Source organism: Streptomyces sp. NPDC007164 (assembly GCF_040634135.1).
GTDB lineage: Bacteria > Actinomycetota > Actinomycetes > Streptomycetales > Streptomycetaceae > Streptomyces > Streptomyces sanglieri.
Genome location: NZ_JBEYFB010000017.1, coordinates 86954 through 104949, shown reverse-complemented (window position 1 = coordinate 104949; position 17996 = coordinate 86954). Strand labels below are relative to the sequence as shown.

The 17996-nt window shown below is 70.3% G+C and carries 12 protein-coding genes and 3 pseudogenes; 9 read left to right on the top strand and 6 right to left on the bottom strand.

Going from position 1 to position 17996, the window contains the following annotated elements:
- Positions 1-11: 11 nt before the first annotated feature.
- Both ABZ622_RS22055 and ABZ622_RS22050 read right to left on the bottom strand, forming a co-directional pair.
- Positions 12-148 (bottom strand): annotated as a pseudogene (locus tag ABZ622_RS22055) (FAD-dependent oxidoreductase); the annotation flags it as partial.
- Positions 138-1952 (bottom strand): sulfatase, encoded by a 1815-nt coding sequence (locus tag ABZ622_RS22050; protein ID WP_360545612.1) that lies wholly within the window; start codon positions 1950-1952, stop codon positions 138-140. The pseudogene ABZ622_RS22055 and the gene ABZ622_RS22050, both read right to left, overlap by 11 nt.
- Before the next feature lie 127 nt (positions 1953-2079).
- Here ABZ622_RS22050 and ABZ622_RS22045 point away from each other — a divergent pair, with 127 nt between their 5' ends.
- From ABZ622_RS22045 to ABZ622_RS22025, 5 genes are all read left to right on the top strand, one after another.
- Entirely contained in the window at positions 2080-3057 is a 978-nt protein-coding gene (locus ABZ622_RS22045) for a formylglycine-generating enzyme family protein (protein WP_360545610.1), read from the top strand.
- Between the two features lie 71 nt (positions 3058-3128).
- On the top strand, positions 3129-3740 hold the full coding sequence (locus ABZ622_RS22040) for a PadR family transcriptional regulator (protein ID WP_360545608.1): 612 nt from the start codon (positions 3129-3131) through the stop codon (positions 3738-3740).
- A 265-nt stretch (positions 3741-4005) separates the two neighbouring features.
- Positions 4006-5580, top strand: coding sequence for a sulfatase (locus ABZ622_RS22035; RefSeq protein WP_360545606.1), 1575 nt, complete (start codon positions 4006-4008; stop codon positions 5578-5580).
- A gap of 47 nt (positions 5581-5627) precedes the next feature.
- Complete coding sequence (locus ABZ622_RS22030; protein ID WP_360545604.1) at positions 5628-6983, top strand: MFS transporter; 1356 nt, start codon at positions 5628-5630, stop codon at positions 6981-6983.
- Positions 6984-7243: 260 nt separating this feature from the next.
- Positions 7244-9697 (top strand): glycoside hydrolase family 3 C-terminal domain-containing protein, encoded by a 2454-nt coding sequence (locus ABZ622_RS22025; protein WP_360545710.1) that lies wholly within the window; start codon positions 7244-7246, stop codon positions 9695-9697.
- Positions 9698-10237: 540 nt separating this feature from the next.
- On the opposite strand, the gene ABZ622_RS22020 is transcribed toward ABZ622_RS22025, so the two are convergent.
- Both ABZ622_RS22020 and ABZ622_RS22015 read right to left on the bottom strand, forming a co-directional pair.
- On the bottom strand, positions 10238-11512 hold the full coding sequence (locus tag ABZ622_RS22020; protein WP_360545602.1) for a hypothetical protein: 1275 nt from the start codon (positions 11510-11512) through the stop codon (positions 10238-10240).
- A 102-nt stretch (positions 11513-11614) separates the two neighbouring features.
- Positions 11615-12151: a GNAT family N-acetyltransferase gene (locus ABZ622_RS22015; protein ID WP_360545600.1), complete on the bottom strand. Its 537-nt coding sequence runs from the start codon at positions 12149-12151 to the stop codon at positions 11615-11617.
- Between the two features lie 141 nt (positions 12152-12292).
- Here ABZ622_RS22015 and ABZ622_RS22010 point away from each other — a divergent pair.
- Positions 12293-12433, top strand: a pseudogene (locus ABZ622_RS22010) (IS5/IS1182 family transposase); the annotation flags it as partial.
- Positions 12434-12619: 186 nt separating this feature from the next.
- Here the strand turns inward: ABZ622_RS22010 and ABZ622_RS22005 are convergent.
- Together ABZ622_RS22005 and ABZ622_RS22000 are read right to left on the bottom strand one after the other, a co-directional pair.
- Positions 12620-12811 carry a hypothetical protein gene (locus ABZ622_RS22005; RefSeq protein WP_360545722.1) on the bottom strand — a complete coding sequence of 64 codons (192 nt, stop codon included), beginning with the start codon at positions 12809-12811 and terminating at the stop codon, positions 12620-12622.
- 460 nt (positions 12812-13271) lie between these two features.
- Entirely contained in the window at positions 13272-14186 is a 915-nt protein-coding gene (locus ABZ622_RS22000) for a CPBP family glutamic-type intramembrane protease (protein WP_360545598.1), read from the bottom strand.
- A gap of 349 nt (positions 14187-14535) precedes the next feature.
- Here ABZ622_RS22000 and ABZ622_RS21995 point away from each other — a divergent pair.
- The 3 genes and pseudogenes from ABZ622_RS21995 to ABZ622_RS21985 all read left to right on the top strand — a co-directional run.
- Positions 14536-14988, top strand: a pseudogene (locus ABZ622_RS21995) (IS6 family transposase); the annotation flags it as partial.
- Positions 14989-15643: 655 nt separating this feature from the next.
- Entirely contained in the window at positions 15644-15919 is a 276-nt protein-coding gene (locus ABZ622_RS21990; RefSeq protein WP_360545596.1) for a DUF3592 domain-containing protein, read from the top strand.
- 1199 nt (positions 15920-17118) lie between these two features.
- Positions 17119-17640 carry a hypothetical protein gene (locus ABZ622_RS21985; RefSeq protein ID WP_360545594.1) on the top strand — a complete coding sequence of 174 codons (522 nt, stop codon included), beginning with the start codon at positions 17119-17121 and terminating at the stop codon, positions 17638-17640.
- The last annotated feature ends 356 nt before the right edge of the window (positions 17641-17996 follow it).

Below are 17996 nucleotides of genomic sequence, written 5' to 3'. Positions count from 1 at the left end.
GCAGCGGCCAAGGACCAGAATGCCTGGCCGCCGAGATTGGCGGCGTTCTCCTGGTCGACGAGGGCCACCTTCCGCCCACGGGAGGTGAGTTCGTGCGCGGCCACGAGCCCGGCGAGGCCCCTCCGACGACGATGACATCAGTGTCCATGGTGGGTGCTCCCGGTCGTCGCCTCGGCCCCGGCCCCGGCCCCGGAGAGTTCGGCGGCGATCGCGTGGAGGCGTGCGGCCGGCAGCAGGCCGACCGCGAAGGCGGAGATCTGGAGCAGGGAGAGGTCTGCGGCCATACGGGCGAAGGGGCCGTCGAGGAGGGTCGCGAAGTGCTCCCGCAGGACGGCCGCCGCCCCGGGGTGTGCGAGCAGCTCGCGCAGGGGGACGTGCACGCTGAACGGCCCGGTGGGGAAGTCCGCGGCTCGCGGCGGAGGCTGCCGGGAGGTCTCGGCCTGTGCTCGCTGCTCCCGTACGAGCAGGTGCGCCGCCGTGACCGGGCCCGAAGCCGGCAGCCCGAGGCGCTCGTACTGGTCGAGCGGTGCGTGGGCGGCGCGCAACTGCTCGGTCAGCAGGCCGGCCATGCGCAGTTCGAGCGCGTCGTCGGCGAGCGGCGACTCCTGGCCCGGGTCGGCCTTGAGGTCGAAGAGGAGCGTGCCGAAGGCGTACGGGTTGGACATGGCGTGGCCCGGGACCCTCAGGAGCGGCACCTCCTTGGTGAACGGGAAGGGCGGGACGAGCTCGGCGTTCCTCAGTTCGGTGGGGGCGAAGAGGCCCCGCATGTGCGTGGGCATCAGTGTGTGCTCGTACAGGGGCTGGTTGTACGGGTTCGCGCAGGCCCGCATGTACACGTACCGGCCGTCGGTGACGCTGACATGCCCGCCGAACGCGCCGAACAGGGCCGCCTCGCGCACCGGGGTGTCGTCGGCGACGGTCCGCCGCAGCGGCTGTCCCTGCATGTCGGGGGTGCGGTCGACGCCGAAGTACTCCAGGAGGGTCGGGCCGAGGTCGACGGTCTGGACGAGGGAGGCGCGGCGTTCGTCCCGGACGCGGCTGCGCGGGTCCCAGACGAAGAGCGGGGTGTGGATGGTCTCGTCGTACCAGGGCTGGACGTTCTTGCCCCACCAGCCGTGTTCGCCGAGGAGCAGCCCGTGGTCGGTGCAGACGATCAGCATGGTGTCGTCCCACAGGGCGAGTTCGTCCATGGTGTCCAGGACCCGGCCGAGGGACCGGTCGCACATGGTCAGGAGCGCGGCGTACTCGTAGCGGGCGTGTTCGACCTGCTCCTCGGTCTCGACGACCTGCTTGTAGTCGGGCCAGTCGAAGTGGGGGCCGTCGTACGCGTGCGGGTACCGCTCCTTGTGCCGGGGGTAGCTGAAGAACGGCTCGTGCGGGTCGAAGGTCTCGATCTGCAGGAACCAGCCGTCCTCCGCACCGTTCGTCCTCAGGAACTCCAGGCCGGCGTCGAAGGTCCGGGTCTGCGGATGGTCGGCCTCGTCGGCCAGGTACTGCCGGTTGATCCAGTCCTGGCGCCAGGTCACGCCCCGGCGGGCCCGCAGGCTCTCCGGGATGTCCGGGTCGGCGACGTGCCCCTTCCAGGGGTCGCCCTCCTGTCCTCGGAAGAACTCGAAGGTGCGGTAGCGGCCGTGGTAGGTGGCTCCGCCGTCCTCCCAGTAGTGCTGGTGGTCGGTGGCCAGGTGGGTGTGGACGCCGTTCTCGGTGAGCATCTGCGGCACGGAGTCGTCGAAGGGTTCCAGCGGGCCCCAGCCCCGGTGCAGGAAGTTGTAGCGGCCCGTGTGCAGCTCGCGCCGCGCGGGCATGCACGGCATCGACCCGGCAAAGCAGGTGTCGAAGGTCGCGGTGCGCTCGGCGAGGCGTGTGAAGTTCGGGGCGTGTGTCCAGTCCGCTCCGTATGGGGGCAGGAAGCGTCGGTTGAGTGTGTCGAACATGACCATGACGGCCTTCATGGGGGTGTCCTTCCCGTGGCCTGTCGGCGGTGATCGCGCGTCGGACAGGTCGCACCCCTTCCGACTAGCTATGTACGTTAGAACATAGCTGTCGAGAAGCAAAGACCCCTGAACCCACGGAGCCCCCATGAGCGATCCCACCTCTCCCCCGCGCTGCTGCACACCCGCCCGCGGAGAGCCCATATCCGACTCCCGCCCTTCTTCGGCCGCACGACCGACAGCCGTCGGGGCCGACTCCTCGTCGTCGTCCTCGTCCGAGGGAACGGTGCTGCTGCCCGGCGGCGAGTTCCTGATGGGTGCCGAGGACGCCGAGGGCTTCCCGGGCGACGGGGAGGGTCCGATACGGCCCGTGCGGCTCAGCCCGTTCCGGATCGATGCCTTCGCGGTGACCAACGACGCGTTCGCCGCGTTCGTCGCGGAGACCGGCCACGTCACGGACGCGGAGCGTTTCGGCTGGTCGTACGTGTTCGCCGGATTCCTGCCCGCCGCCCTGAGGCGCGGCGCCCCGCGCCCCGGACGCACCCCCTGGTGGTGCGGGGTCGAGGGCGCCTCCTGGGACCGGCCCGAAGGGCCCGGAAGCACTCTGGAGGCGCGCGGGAACCACCCCGTGGTCCATGTCTCCTGGAACGATGCCGCCGCCCACGCCGCCTGGGCCGGGAAACGGCTGCCGACCGAGGCCGAGTGGGAGTACGCGGCCAGGGGCGGCCTCGATCAGCGGCGATATCCCTGGGGTGACGAGCTGGACCCGGACGGCACCTTCCGCTGCAACATCTGGCGGGGCACCTTCCCGTCGAAGAACACCGCAGAGGACGGCCACCGCGGCACGGCCCCCGTCGACGCCTTCGAGCCCAACGGCTTCGGCCTGTACAACATGTCCGGCAACGTGTGGGAGTGGTGCGCCGACTGGTGGACCACCGACCACGGCACGGCCCGGCCGCTTTCCGCCCCCCGGGGCCCGGCCACCGGCACCGACAAGGTCATCCGCGGCGGATCCCACATGTGCCACCGGTCCTACTGCAACCGCTACCGGGCCGCCGCCCGCACAGCCAGCAGCCCCGACAGCTCAAGCGGCCACGCGGGTTTCCGTTGTGTTTCACCGGCATGAAGACTCTTGACACCCGCCGACCGGCGAGTGAATCTAACGATGCAAGTTCCTAGGAACATAGGTGACCCCGAATGCATCTCGACTACGTGATCCTCGGAGCCCTGGCCGTGCGCCGGCTCTCCGGCTATGACATGCGCGGGTGGATGGAGAGGTCGGGCCGTTACATCGGCTACGGCGTACAGCTCCCCCAGATCTATCGCCGGCTCGCCAAGCTGGTGGAGCGCGGCTGGGCGGACTTCGACATCGACGCCCGCGAGAACGGCCCCGACGCGAAGGTCTACCGACTGACCGGGGAAGGCCGCGAGGCGCTCCTCGCGTGGGCCCGCTCCCCCTTCGAGCCGTCACCTCGACCGATGGACCCCGACTTCAAACTGCGCTTCGTCTTCGGCGGCCAGCTGGGACCGGAGATCGCGCTCGACATCGTCTCCACCGAGCTGGAATACCGGCTCAAGCACGACGCCACCACCCCCGAGGCGCCGCTGCCCTTCACCTACGAGGCACAGATCCCCGAACTCGACCCCGTCTGGGCCCGTGAGATCCACACCATGGCCCACGAGAACGGCTACGCGTCCGCCGCGGCGTACATCGCGTGGCTCCAACTGACCAAGGCGCGCCTCGAAACGCAGATCGAGCGATGCCGGGACGAGCGGGACGGGCGGGACGCCGAGCGCCACGAGCGCTGATCCTCCCCTCCCGGGGCCAGGACCTGTCCGGCGGATCACGGCCGGACAGACCCTGATCCGTCGGACAAGACCCTGATCCACCGGACAGATCCTGGTCCGCCGGTCAGACCCCAGTGCCCGGCCTCTCCCGGGCCGCCCCTCCCACGCCTTCCACCTCCCCCTCGGGGGATCTCCGTCACCACCGGCGACCGCATCCCGCACCGGCCTCGGACTCCCCTCGGGTGAGCCCGCGGTCCGGCGTACCCGAAAACGCCTGGAGTCCGCCATGCGCATCATCTACGTGGACGTCGACACCCTCCGCGCCGACCACACCACCCCCTACGGCTACCACCGTCCCACCACACCACACCTCCAGCGACTGGCCGAGAAGTCCGTCGTCTTCGACCGCTACTACTGCTCCGACTCGCCCTGCCTGCCGTCGCGAACTGCCCTGACGAGTGGTCAGTTCGGTATCACCAACGGGGTCGTGGGCCACTTCGGGCCCGCCGCGCAGTTCCGGCTCGACGCCGGTCACGGGCCCGAGCCGGACCGGCCCCTGCTCGGGCAGCGCCTCGGCTGGGGCGGCTACTACACCGCCGCCGTCTCCGTGTTCGCCGAGCGCCACCGCGCGTACCACTTCCACGCGAACTTCCGCGAGTCGATCCGCGCCACCGACCGCTTCGGTGACGAGGAGGCCCCGGACGTCAACCGGGCGGCGATCGACTGGATCCGCCGCCACGCGGAGGAGGACGACTGGTATCTCCACCTCACCTACTGGGACCCGCACACCAACTACACCCAGCCCGCTGAGTGGACCGAGCGGATGGCCGCCTCAGGACCCGTGCAGTCCTGGCCCGACGAAGAGACCATCGCCGCGCACGCCGAGGTCTACGGTCCCCGCAGCGCCCTCGACCTCCACTACTCGCTCAGTGGCGCCGGCACCTCCCCCGTCCCTCACAACATGCCCGACGCCATCCGCTCCCGCGCCGACTTCGAGCACCTCGTCAACGGCTACGACGGAGCCGTCTCCTACTGGGACCACCACTTCGGCCGACTCATGGATGCTCTGGCCGAGTTGGGCATCGCGCAGGACACGGCCGTGATCGTCAGTGCCGACCACGGCGAGTCCTTCGGCGAGCAGGGCTCCTACGCCGAACACGGCCTGGCCAACGAGCCGACCCACCGGCTCCCCCTGGTGGTGTACTGGCCGGGCGTCACCGAGGACCTGCCCGCCGATGCCCGGCGCAACGATGCCCTGCTCTACAACATCGACCTCGCGCCCACCCTGTGCGAGCTGCTGGGTCTCGACACGCCGGCCGGATGGCAGGGCACCTCATTCGCCGGAGCGGTACGAGGCGAGGAGATGGAATCCCGTGAGTACCTGGTCCTCGGGCACGGCGCGCACACCTACCAACGGGCCGTCCGCACCCGCGACCACCTCTACATCCGCACGTACCATCCGGGGGCCTTCCGCGCCGAGTGGGAGCAGCTGTTCCACGTCACGGAGGATCCGTACCTCACCCGCGACCTGACGGCGGACGAGCCCGACCTCGCCGCCCGGATGCGCGCGTACCTCGCCGAGTGGTGGAACGAATACGCGGGCCGCCCCGGCTGCCTGCCCGATCCGATGCAGGCGACGCTGCAGACCGGTCCGACGTACTACAACGACCCCGTCCGCTACGCCCGGCACCTGCGGGACACCGGCCGCGCCCATCTCGCCGAGGACCTCGAAGAGCGGCTCACCACCGTGAACTTCCCCGTCTCCTGGCACGCGCCCGACCGGCCCCGGACCGCCGAACTGCTCCAGCGCTGGGCGCATCTGCTCCAGACCCGTGACCAGGAATCCGTCCACAAGCACTGAACGACCCCTCCGATCCTCATCCCCGGCGCCGACGAAGGAGTCGCACGATGCCGACCGAAGCCGCACCTCCCTCCCCTGCCCAGCCGGGCGCCGCTCTCCTTCCCACCGCCCCGGACGAGAAGCCGCGAAACTGGCGCCAGGTCACGCTTCTCGGCGGACTGATCAGCGCGGACAGCGGCGAAGCAAGTGTCGTGTCCGTGCTGTTCCCCGCCCTGCGGGCAGCGCTCGGTCTCCCGCTCGCCGCTCTCGGCGTGCTCGTCGGCGTCGGCAAACTCGTCGGAGTGGTCTTCGGCCCCGTGTGGGTGGCGGTGGCCCAGCGCCACCCCCGCAAGATCGTCCTCGCCCTGTGCTCCGGCCTCTGGGGTGTGTGGACCATAGCGGCGGGGTTCGCACAGAACTACGTTCAGCTCCTCGTCCTGTTCACCGTCGCCGCCGCGGGTATCGCAGGCGGTGGCCCCCTGGTCAACGGCCTCCTCGCGGATCTCTTCGACGACCGGAGCCGAGGCAGGGCGGCCGGCTACATGTACGGGCTGTCGGCCCTGGTCACCGGGCTCAGCGGGCCGCTGCTCGGGCTGCTCTCCGAGGTGGAGGACGGCTGGCGGTACGGGTTCTTCCTCGCGGGCGGCCTCCAGGTGCTGTTCGGCGTCCTGATCCTGCTGTTCCTCCGCGATCCCGGAGTCGGCGCCGCCGAGGCCCGTGGCGCCACTGCGGCACCCCCCGAGCGGGCTCTGACATGGGCGCAGGCCCGCGAGCTGCTGCGCAACCGGTCCCTGCTGCTGATCTGCGTCCAGCGCCTGACCACCGGCCAGTTCGTCGTCCTCAGCTTCGGCGTGACCTTCCTCGTCGACGTGCGCGGCTTCACGAACTCGGAAGCCTCCTACCTGACCGTGGCGTTCGCCGTCGCCTACTTCGCCGGCACGATCCTCGGTGGACTGGCCACCGACGGGATCCACCGTCGCAACCCCCGTACCGGCCGGGTCGCGGCGATGCAGTTCACAGTCTTCGCCTACGCCTTCGGAGTCTGTGCGGCAACACAGTTCGTCTGGCCGTCCCTCGGCGTCTACCTCGCGCTGTTCGCCGTGCTCGCCTTCGTCCAGGGCTGCACCCCCGGGATCAACCGGCCACTGGTCATGTCGGTGACCCTGCCGGAGACGCGCAGCGCCGCGTTCGCCCTGATGCTCTCGGCCGAGGCGGCCGGCTGGGCCGTGACGACCGTGCTCGTCGGCTACATCGGCGACGCCTTCGGTCTCCAGGCGGCGTTCCTGTGGGTCGTCGTCGTGCTGATGCTGATCAACGGGGCCCTGCTCAGCCTCCTCTACCGCGCCTGCCCCCGCGACGCGTCCGCCGTCCGCGCCGAGTTGGACCGCCGCGCGGCGGCGGCGACCAGGGCGAGCGGGTCCTGACAGCGACGCTCCCCCTTCGTCGCGCAGCGCCCCTTCATCGCACAGCTCCCTTCGAATACGCCACCTTTCGAATACGCCCCTTCGAATACGACGGAACTCCCCATGCCGCGCATCACCGAGTCCCGCACCCACTGCACCTCCCCCGGCGGCGCCGACTTCGTCCGCTCCCACTCCCACTCCCACTCCCACAGCAGGACCAGGAAGGACACAGAGGAATCATGACCGTGGAACACGAGGGACAGATGAAACACCCGGAACCCATGGAACGCCTGGAGGGCCACGGCCCCGTCGTCGAAGCCGCGCTCGCCCGCCTGGACCTCGATGCCAAGACCCGCCTGCTCGCCGGCCAGGACCTGTGGACCTTGCCCGCGCTGCCCGAGATCGGTCTGGACTCCCTCGTGATGTCGGACGGGCCGGTGGGGGTGCGCGGCGCGGCGTGGAGCGCCGGCGACCCGTCCCTCTGCCTGCCGAGCCCGACCGCTCTGGCCGCGACGTGGGATCCGGAACTGGCCCGGCGCGCCGGCCGGGTCCTCGCCCAGGAGGCCCACCGGAAGGGCGCCCACGTCCTGCTCGCGCCCACCGTGAACCTGCACCGTTCCCCGCTGGGCGGTCGGCACTTCGAGGCCTATTCGGAGGATCCGCTGCTCACCGCCCGGATCGGCACCGGCTACGTCACCGGGCTCCAGGAGAGCGGGATCGGGGCCACGGTCAAGCACTTCGTCGCGAACGACGCCGAGACCGAGCGCTTCACGGTCGACAACCAGGTGTCCGCGCGCGCCCTGCGCGAGCTCTACCTCGCACCGTTCGAGGCGATCGTCCGGGACGCCCGTCCGTGGGCGCTGATGTCGGCGTACAACGGGGTCAACGGCACCACCATGACCGAACACCGCGCCCTTCAGGCCGAGGTCCTGCGCCAGGAGTGGGGCTTCGACGGGATGGTCGTCTCCGACTGGCTGGCGGCCCGCGACACGGTCGGGGCGATCGAAGGCGGTCTGGACGTGGCCATGCCCGGGCCGCAGACCGTGTTCGGTCCGGCGCTCGCCGCCGCGGTACGCGACGGGCGGGTGGCGGAGTCGACGGTGGACACCGCTGTACGGCACGTCCTGCTGCTCGCCACGCGCCTCGGGCTCCTCAAGGGCGCGGCCCCCTCCGTGCCCGCCGGCCGGCGCCCCGCTCCCCTGGACGGCCCGGCGGTCGCCCGTGAGATCGCCGCTCGTTCCTTCGTCCTGCTCCGCAACCCGGCGGGGACACTCCCGCTGGACGCTTCAGCCGTCCCGAGCATCGCGCTGATCGGCCGCGCGGCCCGCGATGCCCGCTTCCTGGGCGGTGGTTCGGCGACCGTCTACCCCGCCCGGGTCGTCTCGCCGCTCGACGGCCTGACCGACGCGTTGCCCGAGGGCGTGGCCCTGACATACGCCATGGGCGCCGATCCGAACGACCAACTGGAGGTCGCCACCGGGGGGTTCGACCTGCGGGCGGTCCTGCGCGACGCGCACGGAACCGTACTCGCCGAACACCCTCTCACCCTTGGCCGGGTCCGCTGGATGGACACGGCCCTGCCGGACGGCGTCGACTACGACGCCCTGGCTATGGTCGAGATCACCGGCACGTTCACCCCGAGCGACAGCGGGAACCACCACTTCGGAACCGGCGGCACCGGCGATTTCCGGCTCGCCGTGGACGGTGCCGTGCTGTACGACGAGGCGGACCCCGAGGGCGGCGACCCGATGGAAGTGCTGACCGGCCGGGCGATCCCGCGCGGGACTGCCGAACTGGAGGCGGGACGCACCGTCGAGGTCAGTCTCCTCCACCGCAGTCCCAAAATCGCGTACGGGCCGGTCCGGGGCGTCACGTTCGGTCTCACCCACCGCGATCCCGAACGTGACGGGGACGCGCTGATCGAGGAGGCCGTAGCCGCCGCCCGCGCCGCTCACACCGCGGTCGTCGTGGTCGCCAGCACCGAACGCGTCGAGTCCGAGGGCTTCGACCGGGCGAACCTGCGGCTGCCCGGCCGTCAGGACGAGCTGGTGGCACGCGTCGCCGCCGCCAACCCCCGTACCGTCGTCGTGGTGAACGCCGGGGCCCCGGTCGAGATGCCCTGGCGCGAGGACGTTGCCGCCGTCCTGCTGGCCTGGTTTCCGGGGCAGGAGGGCGGCGCGGCCCTCGCCGACGTTCTGCTCGGCCGGGAAGAGCCGGGCGGTCGCCTCCCCACCACCTGGCCGGCCCGTCTGGAGGACGCGCCCGTCACACGCGTCGCCCCCGAGGACGGGCGCCTCCCGTACGACGAGGGCGTCCTCATCGGCTACCGCGCCTGGCAGCACCAGGACATCGCACCCGCCTACCCCTTCGGCCACGGACTCGGCTACACACGCTGGAGCTACGAGCGCATGGAGCTCGACGACGACCACACCGTCCGGGTCCGGCTCCGGAACTCCGGGGACCGTCCGGGCCGCGAAATCGTGCAGATCTACGTGGCGGCGACGGAGACCGACGAGGCCGTGGAGCGGCCCCGGATGTGGCTCGCGGGCTTCGCCAACGTCGCCGCCGAGCCCGATGAAACGGTCGTCGCGGAGATCTGCCTGCCGGAACGCGCCTTCCAGGTCTGGGACGAGGCGCAGGGCAGCTGGACCACCCGGCCGGGCCGCTACAGCGTCCTCGCCGGCGCCGGTCTCGGCTGCCTCCCGCTCACCGCCGTCGTGGACATCACCACCTGACACCTCTCACGGGTTCGCCCTCCCACCGCTTCGGAGTCACGGTCGCGATGGCGCCTCGGGCCGTGGTGCGGTCGTGGAGGCCGCGGATGGTGACCAAGGATCGCGGGGTGGCGGGGTGGCGGGGCGGTGCCGAGTGCGCGACCGTCGACGATCCTCCGTCCCGGGCGGCGACCGTCTCGACAGGCAGGTCTGACCGCTCCAGCGGGACCGCGCCGAGTCGATGCGCTGCTGGAACAGCCGCTGCCCGGGGACGGTGCCGATCTGGCGGACGAACCGGCGGGCGAAGGCACGCGGGGAGAGCCCGGCGTACGCGTCAGCCGGTCGGGGGCCGCAGGTGGCCACGCTTCTCGCCATGGGAGCAGCCGACGACCTGAAGGGCTCGGTGGGCTGGAGGGTTCGGTGGCCTGGAGGGCTCGGTGGCCGCCGGACGGACGCGACTGCGCGGCGGCCCGCGCTCAAGGTTCGCGGCGCCCCGCGGGCGGGTTCCACGGGGCGCCGATCCGGTACGGGCGACCTGGACCGCCGACGGCGGCGTGCGCCTCAGATGAGGAGTGTCCCGGGGAACGCGCCGTGACTGACGCCCGGTGCGGTGAGGGCCAGCCAGCCGTGGCCGCGCACCTCGGTGTCCGGGCCGACCTCGTCGGGGTCGACGGAGAGGTACCCGCAGGCGGACCGGGCGCCCGTGGTGCCCGCGTTGGACGGAGCCTCGTCGTACTCGGGGTCGAAGTCCGGGTCGTCGACCGCAAGGGTCTCCCACGGCAGTGGGTCGCCCTCCCATTCGGGATCGCTCTCGGCCGCGTACTGACGGATCACCCGGCCGTTCTCAGCGACGATCCACACGTCGGAGCCACCGGCGTCGTCCAGGAAGAACAACTGGGCCTGGCCGCAGTGGACGCTGACCCGCTCGACGGTCTCGATCATGCCGTCCCAGGGGTCGCCGACGAGCTGGTCGAAGGAACCGAAGATCAGGCGCCAGCCGTCCAGCTCCGGGGTGACGAAGGCCCGCCCCACAGGGCGGTCGGCGCCGTCCGGCCCAGGTACTCGGATCTCCTGGCTCTCTGCCGCCTGGACGCCGGCGGCGACTGTGACGGGCCGCCGGTCGTGCAGGCCCAGCGCCTCGAAGACACCCTCGTACGACGCCCCGGGCACGGCCATCCACCAGCCGCTGAGGATCGGTGACGGAAGCGTCGGGACCTCGTCGGGAATCTTCACCTGTATCAGCCGCTCGACCGCCGCCCGGTCCCGCTCGTCGAGCGCGTCACCACCGCCGCCCGCCACCAGCGCCGCCATCGCGCCCCGCCGGATCCTCGGGGACGTGGCAGGGTCGCGACGCAGGGAACGCAGCCGGGGCCGGAAGGAGTCGTGCAGCAGGCGGGCGTAGTCGGACACTTTGTAGGGAACGGGGCGGCCCCGGGCGAAACTGCCCACCAGGGCCATCAGCCCGGCCTCGGAGTCCACCCGCAGCCTGACGAGTCCCTGGAAGCCGTTGCCCGACTTTCCGTAGTCCGGATCGGCTGCCAAGGCCGCGTACTGGCCTGCGGAACGCTCGTCGAACACCCCGAGGAGCCGCCCCGCCTGCCAGGCCGTCACCTCCTTGCGTCGCCAGGCCGCGATTACCCCGTCGAAGGCCGCCGGCCCGATGTGCCGCAACACCCGCATGACCGGCTGGAGATCGGCGGTCCGCTGCACACCGGCCACACCACGCAGCAGCTCCGGCACTACGTTCTCGGCCTGCTCCGTCAGCCGTGCGGCGGCCGCCTCCACACGCGCGGCGTCGTCGCTGCGCAGGTCTTCAAGAAGGGGTTCGATCTTCATGCGGCAGCACAGTAGCCCCTGCCATTGACTGCGCCCTGCGGAGACCCGAGGCCAGGACGGCCGGCCCGACCGCCGAACGCCCCCGGACGGGGCCGCCCCTGTTCAGATCGCGGGTGGGAAGCCTTCGTCGTGGGTGTGCGCCGGTGAGATGCCGGGGGCGGGGAGGCTCTCCATGAGCAGTTGGCTTCCCTGCCGGTTCACCGGGCGGAAGCCTGCCTTTGTCCATGCCCGGATCGCTTGGGTGTTGGACGCTTCGGGGTCGACGGTCACCCGGTTCCAGCCCAGCATCGTGTGGAGATACCGAACCAGGGCGCGGGCGGCATCGGGTCCGAGGCCTCTGCCCTGGGCCTGGGGCAGGAGGACCATGTCGATGCCACCCTGGCCGGGGCCGGCGGGTGCGTACTGGACATAGCCGACCGGGATGGCCTGGGCGACGATCAGGAAAGACTCCACGGCGGGACGGCGTTTCCCTATGTACTTCGCGGCCACTTCCTCCCGGGTGAAGGGCTCTCCGCCCCAGTTCCGGACGAATGCGGGGTCGGCGAACCAGCGCGCGAGCAGCGGCAGATGTGCTTCTGCGGCCGGGACCAGGCAGGTCAGGTCACCTGCGATGACGCCGTCTGACGGCTTGCCGTGCATTGCTGTACCTCTCCGGGCGGATACGCTTCCGCGTTCATTGTCCCGGGAAGAGGGTGTCCGCCTCCGGCCGCGCCGACGGAACGTGATCTGGCACAGGGTGTCGATCAGGTCCTGGAAGCGGCCCTCGCGACGGGCCTGGGCGAGGTGAGGGCCCGAAACCCGCAGGAGGCGGAGTTCGTCCCGCAGCCGAAACGGTGGAGGGTCGAGCAGACCTACGGCGTCTTGACACCGCACCGGCGCATAGTCCGCGACTACGAGCACCACCTGTCCTCCTCCGCCTCCCCGTCCAGCCGGCCTCGCCAGACCCGCCCGAGCACCCGGACTACCCCCGCATCCCCGCCGTCTTCAACGAGGCCACCGGCCCCTCCGGGCTCGTGGCGTGTCCCAAGCCCTCGACCACGAACTGCTGCCGAAGAACATCGAAGGCACCCGCGCCAGGCTGAAACGCCCCGTGCGTCGCACCTCGGCTCAGCTCCCCCTCGGCACCTCGATGTCGTAGACCAGCGCATACACGATGTCCCGGGCCTGGCGCAGGTCGTAGCCCGTCGCGTCCACGATCACCTTGAGCGCCCGGAAAGTGTCGCCACCCAGCATGAACATGCGCGCGTCGGCCTGTGCCTCGGCCGGAACCGGCAGGGCACGGGCTCGCCGCGGATCCACGCCCCGCGGGATCCTCGGCAGCCCGCCCTTCTCTTTCCTGCGCCCCAACACCTTCAGTCCCCAACCCCTCACCCGCACGACCAGTTCGTGGAGTGCATCCTATGGGGACGGACGCTCAGGCAGATTCAACGTCCTTGCCAAAGCCGACGCCTGCAGCTTCGCCAGGAAGTAGTAGCCGGCCGAAACCCCGGGACCAGCGGCGTTGCCCCAGCCTCACCCAGAGACAGATATACGCTCACGAACCGTCCTCTGAGATCGGTACAGGGCATTCTGTTCGCAGCCGCCGCGGCTACACGGGAAGGAACTGGAGGGCCCTCACGGCTTGTCGGAGCTGCGGCCGATCACCGTTTCGACGGCGGCGGTGCTGATGACAGCTCCGACGACCCTGAAGATCCTGGGCTTCGTGGAGATGGCCGGGGCAGTGGACACTGGACGGAACCTCCGGCTACCCCAAACTGAACTACGAGTACGGAGATCCGGATTCACCCGGCTGGTACGTGCTCACCCGGTGAGAAGGGCAGGGAACCGGCTGGTGCCCGGTCGCGACCTTCCGGCCGGGCCCGACCGGGTCCACCGCACGCCGCCGCCACAGCGCGAACACGGCCATGGCGACGAGCAGATACACGGGTACGAGGAGCTCCGCCCCCGGCGTCGTCTCCACGGTCCACCCCGCACCGCGCCGGTCGCCCTCGAACACAACCCGGTTGACGGTGAGGAAGGTCAGGTGCGCGCCGATGCCGGCCCACAGCGGAGCGTGCCTCACCGCCGTGCGGGCCGCGACGAGCGTCAGGCCGAAGACGGTGAGCAGAATCAGGTAGTCGGCAGGATTCTGCCCTCCGGGCGCGAGGCCAACGGGCCCGGCCTCGCCACCGACGAGGCGCGCCGCGCCTGCCTCCACCACCGTCGAGACACCGGGTACGACCAGGAACACGGCCGTCGTCCCGAGCGCCGATGCCACCCCGCCGAACCGGCTCCGCAACGACGTCCACGTATGGCCGCGCAGCGTCGTCTCCTCGGGCAGCGCCTCAAGGAGCAGAGCGATCACGACGTTCGTCACGATGTACCCGGCGAGCATGGGCAGATCAGGGCGCGACCAGTGCAGCATCCCGGCGGCCGTCCCCGCACCGAGCACCAGTGCCGCGGATCCCGCCGTCACACCCACCCCGACGAGCAGGGCCCGTAGACTCGGGCCCACACCGCCGAACCCGATGTCCGCGAGCGAGCCGCGCCGCCGACGCAGCGCGAACACGACGAGCGGCATGGCCACCGCGCTGACGAGCGCGGCAGGCACCAGGCGGGCCGCGAACCCGGTCATCCCGACGGCGTCGGCGACCACCGGGCCCACCGCGGTCCCGACCCCCAGCGCCACGGCCATGATGAGACCGCCGCTCAGGGCTCGACCCAGGACTCCGGAGAGGGAGGACGGAGGTATAAGGGAGCGGACGGACGAGTCGGGACGAGGGTGGGTCATGGCTGTCTCTCCTTGTTGAACGCCCGGTCGCACCAGGGGTATTCACCATCCTCGGCGCCCTCGCGATCACCGGGGTCGTAGCGGCGGATGAGATGCCGATACATCTTTCGATGCAGGAGCCGCGGCGGTTCGGCTCACGCGGCAGTGCCTGCCGTGGGCCGTGGTGGACCACATGCATGCCATGCGAGGACGCTGTCGCGTTGGCGGATGGCGTGAAGCATCCTCGGGTTGATCACGGTGAAGTGGATCGTCGGTGGGTAGCGCTTCGTCGCCGTCGTACAAGGGGCACCGGTATCCGGTCGAGGTGATATTCCACTGCGTATGGCTGTACTTCCGGTTCCCGCTCGGTTTCCGTGAGGTGGCGGAGCTGATGCTGGAGCACGGCGTGAGCGTCTCGTACGAGGCGGTCCGCTGCTGGTGCCGGAAGTTCGGGCAGGCCTGAGCCGAATGGCTGTGCCGACGGCGGCCCCGGCCCGGCGACAAGTTGCATCTGGACGAGGTGTTCATCAGGGTCAACGGGGGGTGTAAGTACCCGTGGCGGGCTGTCAACCAGGCCGGCAACGTGCTCGGCATCCTCCTGCAGAGTCACCGGGACAAGGCCACCGCCTGGTGCTTCTTCCGCAGGCTGATGAAGAAGACGAGCGCGGTGCCGCGAGTAATTGTCACGGACAGGCTCCGCTCCTACGGCGCGGCCCACCGCATCGTCTACACCTCGAAGGACTTCGCCGACACGCGGGCCGCCCAGGCCGAGGACACCGCCACAAGCTGACCTCGATCGGCATCGTCGTCGTCACACAGTTGGCGATCCATGACCTTTCAGCGGCTGCGCAAGCCATCTTTCGCAGAGCTCATGGAGACAGCCACCTCGGTTTCAACGAGGAGTGGTACAAGAAGCGCAACACCGTCGAGCGGGCGATCAACCGCCTCATGCAGTCCAGAGCGGTCGCCACCCCACTACGACGAACGCGGCTCCGTCTACCTCGGCACGGCCACCGCAACTGCCCTCACAATCCGGCTCCGAACATGTTCGGCGGGACAAGTCCAACTTGTTCTGTCCCATGAGGTTGTGGGCTTTGCCCGTCGATGGCTGCGCTGCGGTGCTCCGGCCTGTCGACCGCCGACGCGCTCGGAAACCGTTGCCCCAGTGCCGCGTCCTTACCTGGTAAGGCGACGAGCTGGTCCCGCGTACCGTGTGCGGAACGCAGCTCGGAGGGAGACGAGGGTTCACGGGTCCGGTAGGTGGCGGGATGCTCCTCATGGTCTTCGGCTCGGTGTTTGGGGCCTGAGCGGTGCGAGTCTGTTCAAGGAGTTGTGGCTGCGGCGCCGTGGGGTGCGGGGGTCCGGCACCGTCGTCCAGGTGGATGCGGACTCCGGCGGCCGCGGAGGGACGTCCTTCTACCCGGTCGTGCGGTTTCGGACCGGCGACGGTCGCCTGGTGGAGACCAAGTACTCGTTCGGGGAGATTTGGGAGCAGCCGCTATCGCCCCGGCATGCTGGTCACGATCTATTACGATGCGGCCCACCCACAGCGGATGGCCATCGAGGGCCTCGACAGGGGCAGCACGGTCGTCTTCAGCGGCATTGGATTCGCGATCATCGGGTGCGGCGTGTGGATGTTGTGGTCGGGTTTGACGTGACGGGGCCCGGCCCGGTTCATGAGTGGTCGTAGACCGTGACGGCTGCGCCGCGGGCGCACAGCGCCTGCGTGATCAGCGCGGTTCGATGCGTTCCCACTCGACCGCCTCCGCCGGCTCGCGCTCGTCACCCGGGACGCGGACATCCTCGCGGAACTTGCCCTCCACGGCGCACGGCCGACGCTCGCAGCGACCTGGGGTCTCCGCAGCTGCGAGGTGTTCAAGGGCAACCCCCACAGCCGCCCCAACCCCGAGTGGCGACGGTTTGCCGACGCGGGCCGAGCGCCTTCTACCAGCAACGGCACAGGTTGCGTCCAAGAACCGGTCGCCCCGTTACCACGGCGGCATCCCAGTGTCTGGTGTGTCGCCCCCGTCGGCCGGAATGAGGCGCAGCGCCGCCAGTTCCACCGCCACAGCGTCGGGCTGGACGCCCACTGCCAAGCGCCTTGCGGCCAGGTTCAACGCTGCGCCCCGGGATTCGACGGCCTACTCGCTCCGAGACTCGCTTCCGAGACCGCAGCAATGTGCGGCGCGGCCCGTTCACGAGGAGTCCGTCATTCCCAGGACCACCACCGCCGAGCCGCTCGCCCCGATGCGCCCGGGCGACTTCTCCGACACGCTCTCCTAACATCCGGGCCGTGAAGGCCCACGACACCGACACCGCCTGCATGGTCGTGAACGAATTCGGACCGGAGCTGCGCCAACTGCTCCCCAACGTCGCCGATCGCGTCACCGTCCCGGTCACCGCATTGGACCACCAGGACAAGAAACTGGACGCGGCTCCTTCGCGACGCACTGTGCCCGGCAGTGGACACAGCCATCGCCCGGACCGTCATCCGCTTCACCGAGGAGATCTTCACCGAGGAGATCTTCGCCGAGGTCCACCAGGGCGTCGCCGATGTCCTGCGTCGGCTGGAGGCCGCCGGCATGGGCCAAGCCCTCAACCGCGCACCCCGCACCGGCGGGTGCGCGCACGGTCCGTCTCGCCGCCATGTAGTGCGCACCGGGGACGGCGTTGGAGGGCACCGCGCATCGGGTGCGCACCATCGCCGGACGGTGCACCGCACCTCGCACCCCTCCACCGCACCGCGCATCCGGGGTACGTGTGACCTCAGCAGCGAATCCGCGGGCCTTGACTCACCACCGCCAACCGTGCACGAGCTCGTAAGGGTGTGTGTCGGAAGTGCTCTAGGTTGGCTCGCATGAGCGTGCGGGGACGGAGTTACCGATATGTCGGACCGGTCGAGCTGAAGGCTGTGGTCCGGCCTGGCAGCGGTGGATGCCGGATCGGCTCGGTGGCTGACTTCGGACGCTGGGTCGCTGAGCGATCGGCAGTGGAACTGGCCGAACCGTTCACCTTCGTGGTCGGCACGGACGGTGTGCTTCGGCTGGCCCCGCGGCGAAGCGAGCACGTGGCCTGTGCCGGCGGAGCAATGGTTCTGGGAGCCGGTGAGATCAGCTTCACCCGTGAGGCAGGCCGATGGGCCGTGGGTGACGTCAGCAACCATTCCACCGGGTACTGCCCGGACGCCACCTCCTGGTCGGAAGTCGCTCACGCTCTGGACAACGTAGAGCTCGGGCGGCCGTCCGGCTTCACCCATGAGGTGGTGTTCCGGCGGTGTCCTGACTGCCAGGAGCACAACATCGTGCGCGAGGAAGACTTCGTCTGCGTCTTTTGCGGCAGCGATCTGCCTGAAGGGTGGAACGTGGATCCCACCACATGACGGCGTGGGTCACAGCCACTCGCTGATGGCTGCGACGAAGACGGTCGCCACGTAGCGGACCGCTGGCTTGTCGTACCGTGTCGCGACGGCGCGGTGCCTCTTGACGCGATCAGTCCCGCACTCGACCGCGTGGCACTCGCGGTAGTCGATCGGGTCGACATGGGACGGCCGGCCGCCACGCGAGCCGAGCTGCCTGCGGTTACGCGCCTGGGCGGCCTGTCCGGGACGGTGCAGCGGATCCCCCGGCGGCGCAGGTAGGCACGGTTCTTGCGAGAGGCGTACGCCTTACCAGCGCGCACTCGACCAGGGAGGGCCGGACGCGCGTCCGGCCCGCCTTCGTCCCCCTCGGCAACAAC

Bases quoted from the DNA above. Each gene is read 5' to 3' on its own strand.
- ABZ622_RS22050 (WP_360545612.1), bottom strand. From the start codon at position 1,952: ATGAAGGCCGTCATGGTCATGTTCGACACACTCAACCGACGCTTCCTG.
- ABZ622_RS22045 (WP_360545610.1), top strand. From the start codon at position 2,080: ATGAGCGATCCCACCTCTCCCCCGCGCTGCTGCACACCCGCCCGCGGA.
- ABZ622_RS22040 (WP_360545608.1), top strand. From the start codon at position 3,129: ATGCATCTCGACTACGTGATCCTCGGAGCCCTGGCCGTGCGCCGGCTC.
- ABZ622_RS22035 (WP_360545606.1), top strand. From the start codon at position 4,006: ATGCGCATCATCTACGTGGACGTCGACACCCTCCGCGCCGACCACACC.
- ABZ622_RS22030 (WP_360545604.1), top strand. From the start codon at position 5,628: ATGCCGACCGAAGCCGCACCTCCCTCCCCTGCCCAGCCGGGCGCCGCT.
- ABZ622_RS22025 (WP_360545710.1), top strand. From the start codon at position 7,244: ATGGAACGCCTGGAGGGCCACGGCCCCGTCGTCGAAGCCGCGCTCGCC.
- ABZ622_RS22020 (WP_360545602.1), bottom strand. From the start codon at position 11,512: ATGAAGATCGAACCCCTTCTTGAAGACCTGCGCAGCGACGACGCCGCG.
- ABZ622_RS22015 (WP_360545600.1), bottom strand. From the start codon at position 12,151: ATGCACGGCAAGCCGTCAGACGGCGTCATCGCAGGTGACCTGACCTGC.
- ABZ622_RS22000 (WP_360545598.1), bottom strand. From the start codon at position 14,186: ATGGCCGTGGCGCTGGGGGTCGGGACCGCGGTGGGCCCGGTGGTCGCC.
- ABZ622_RS21990 (WP_360545596.1), top strand. From the start codon at position 15,644: ATGCGGACTCCGGCGGCCGCGGAGGGACGTCCTTCTACCCGGTCGTGC.
- ABZ622_RS21985 (WP_360545594.1), top strand. From the start codon at position 17,119: ATGAGCGTGCGGGGACGGAGTTACCGATATGTCGGACCGGTCGAGCTG.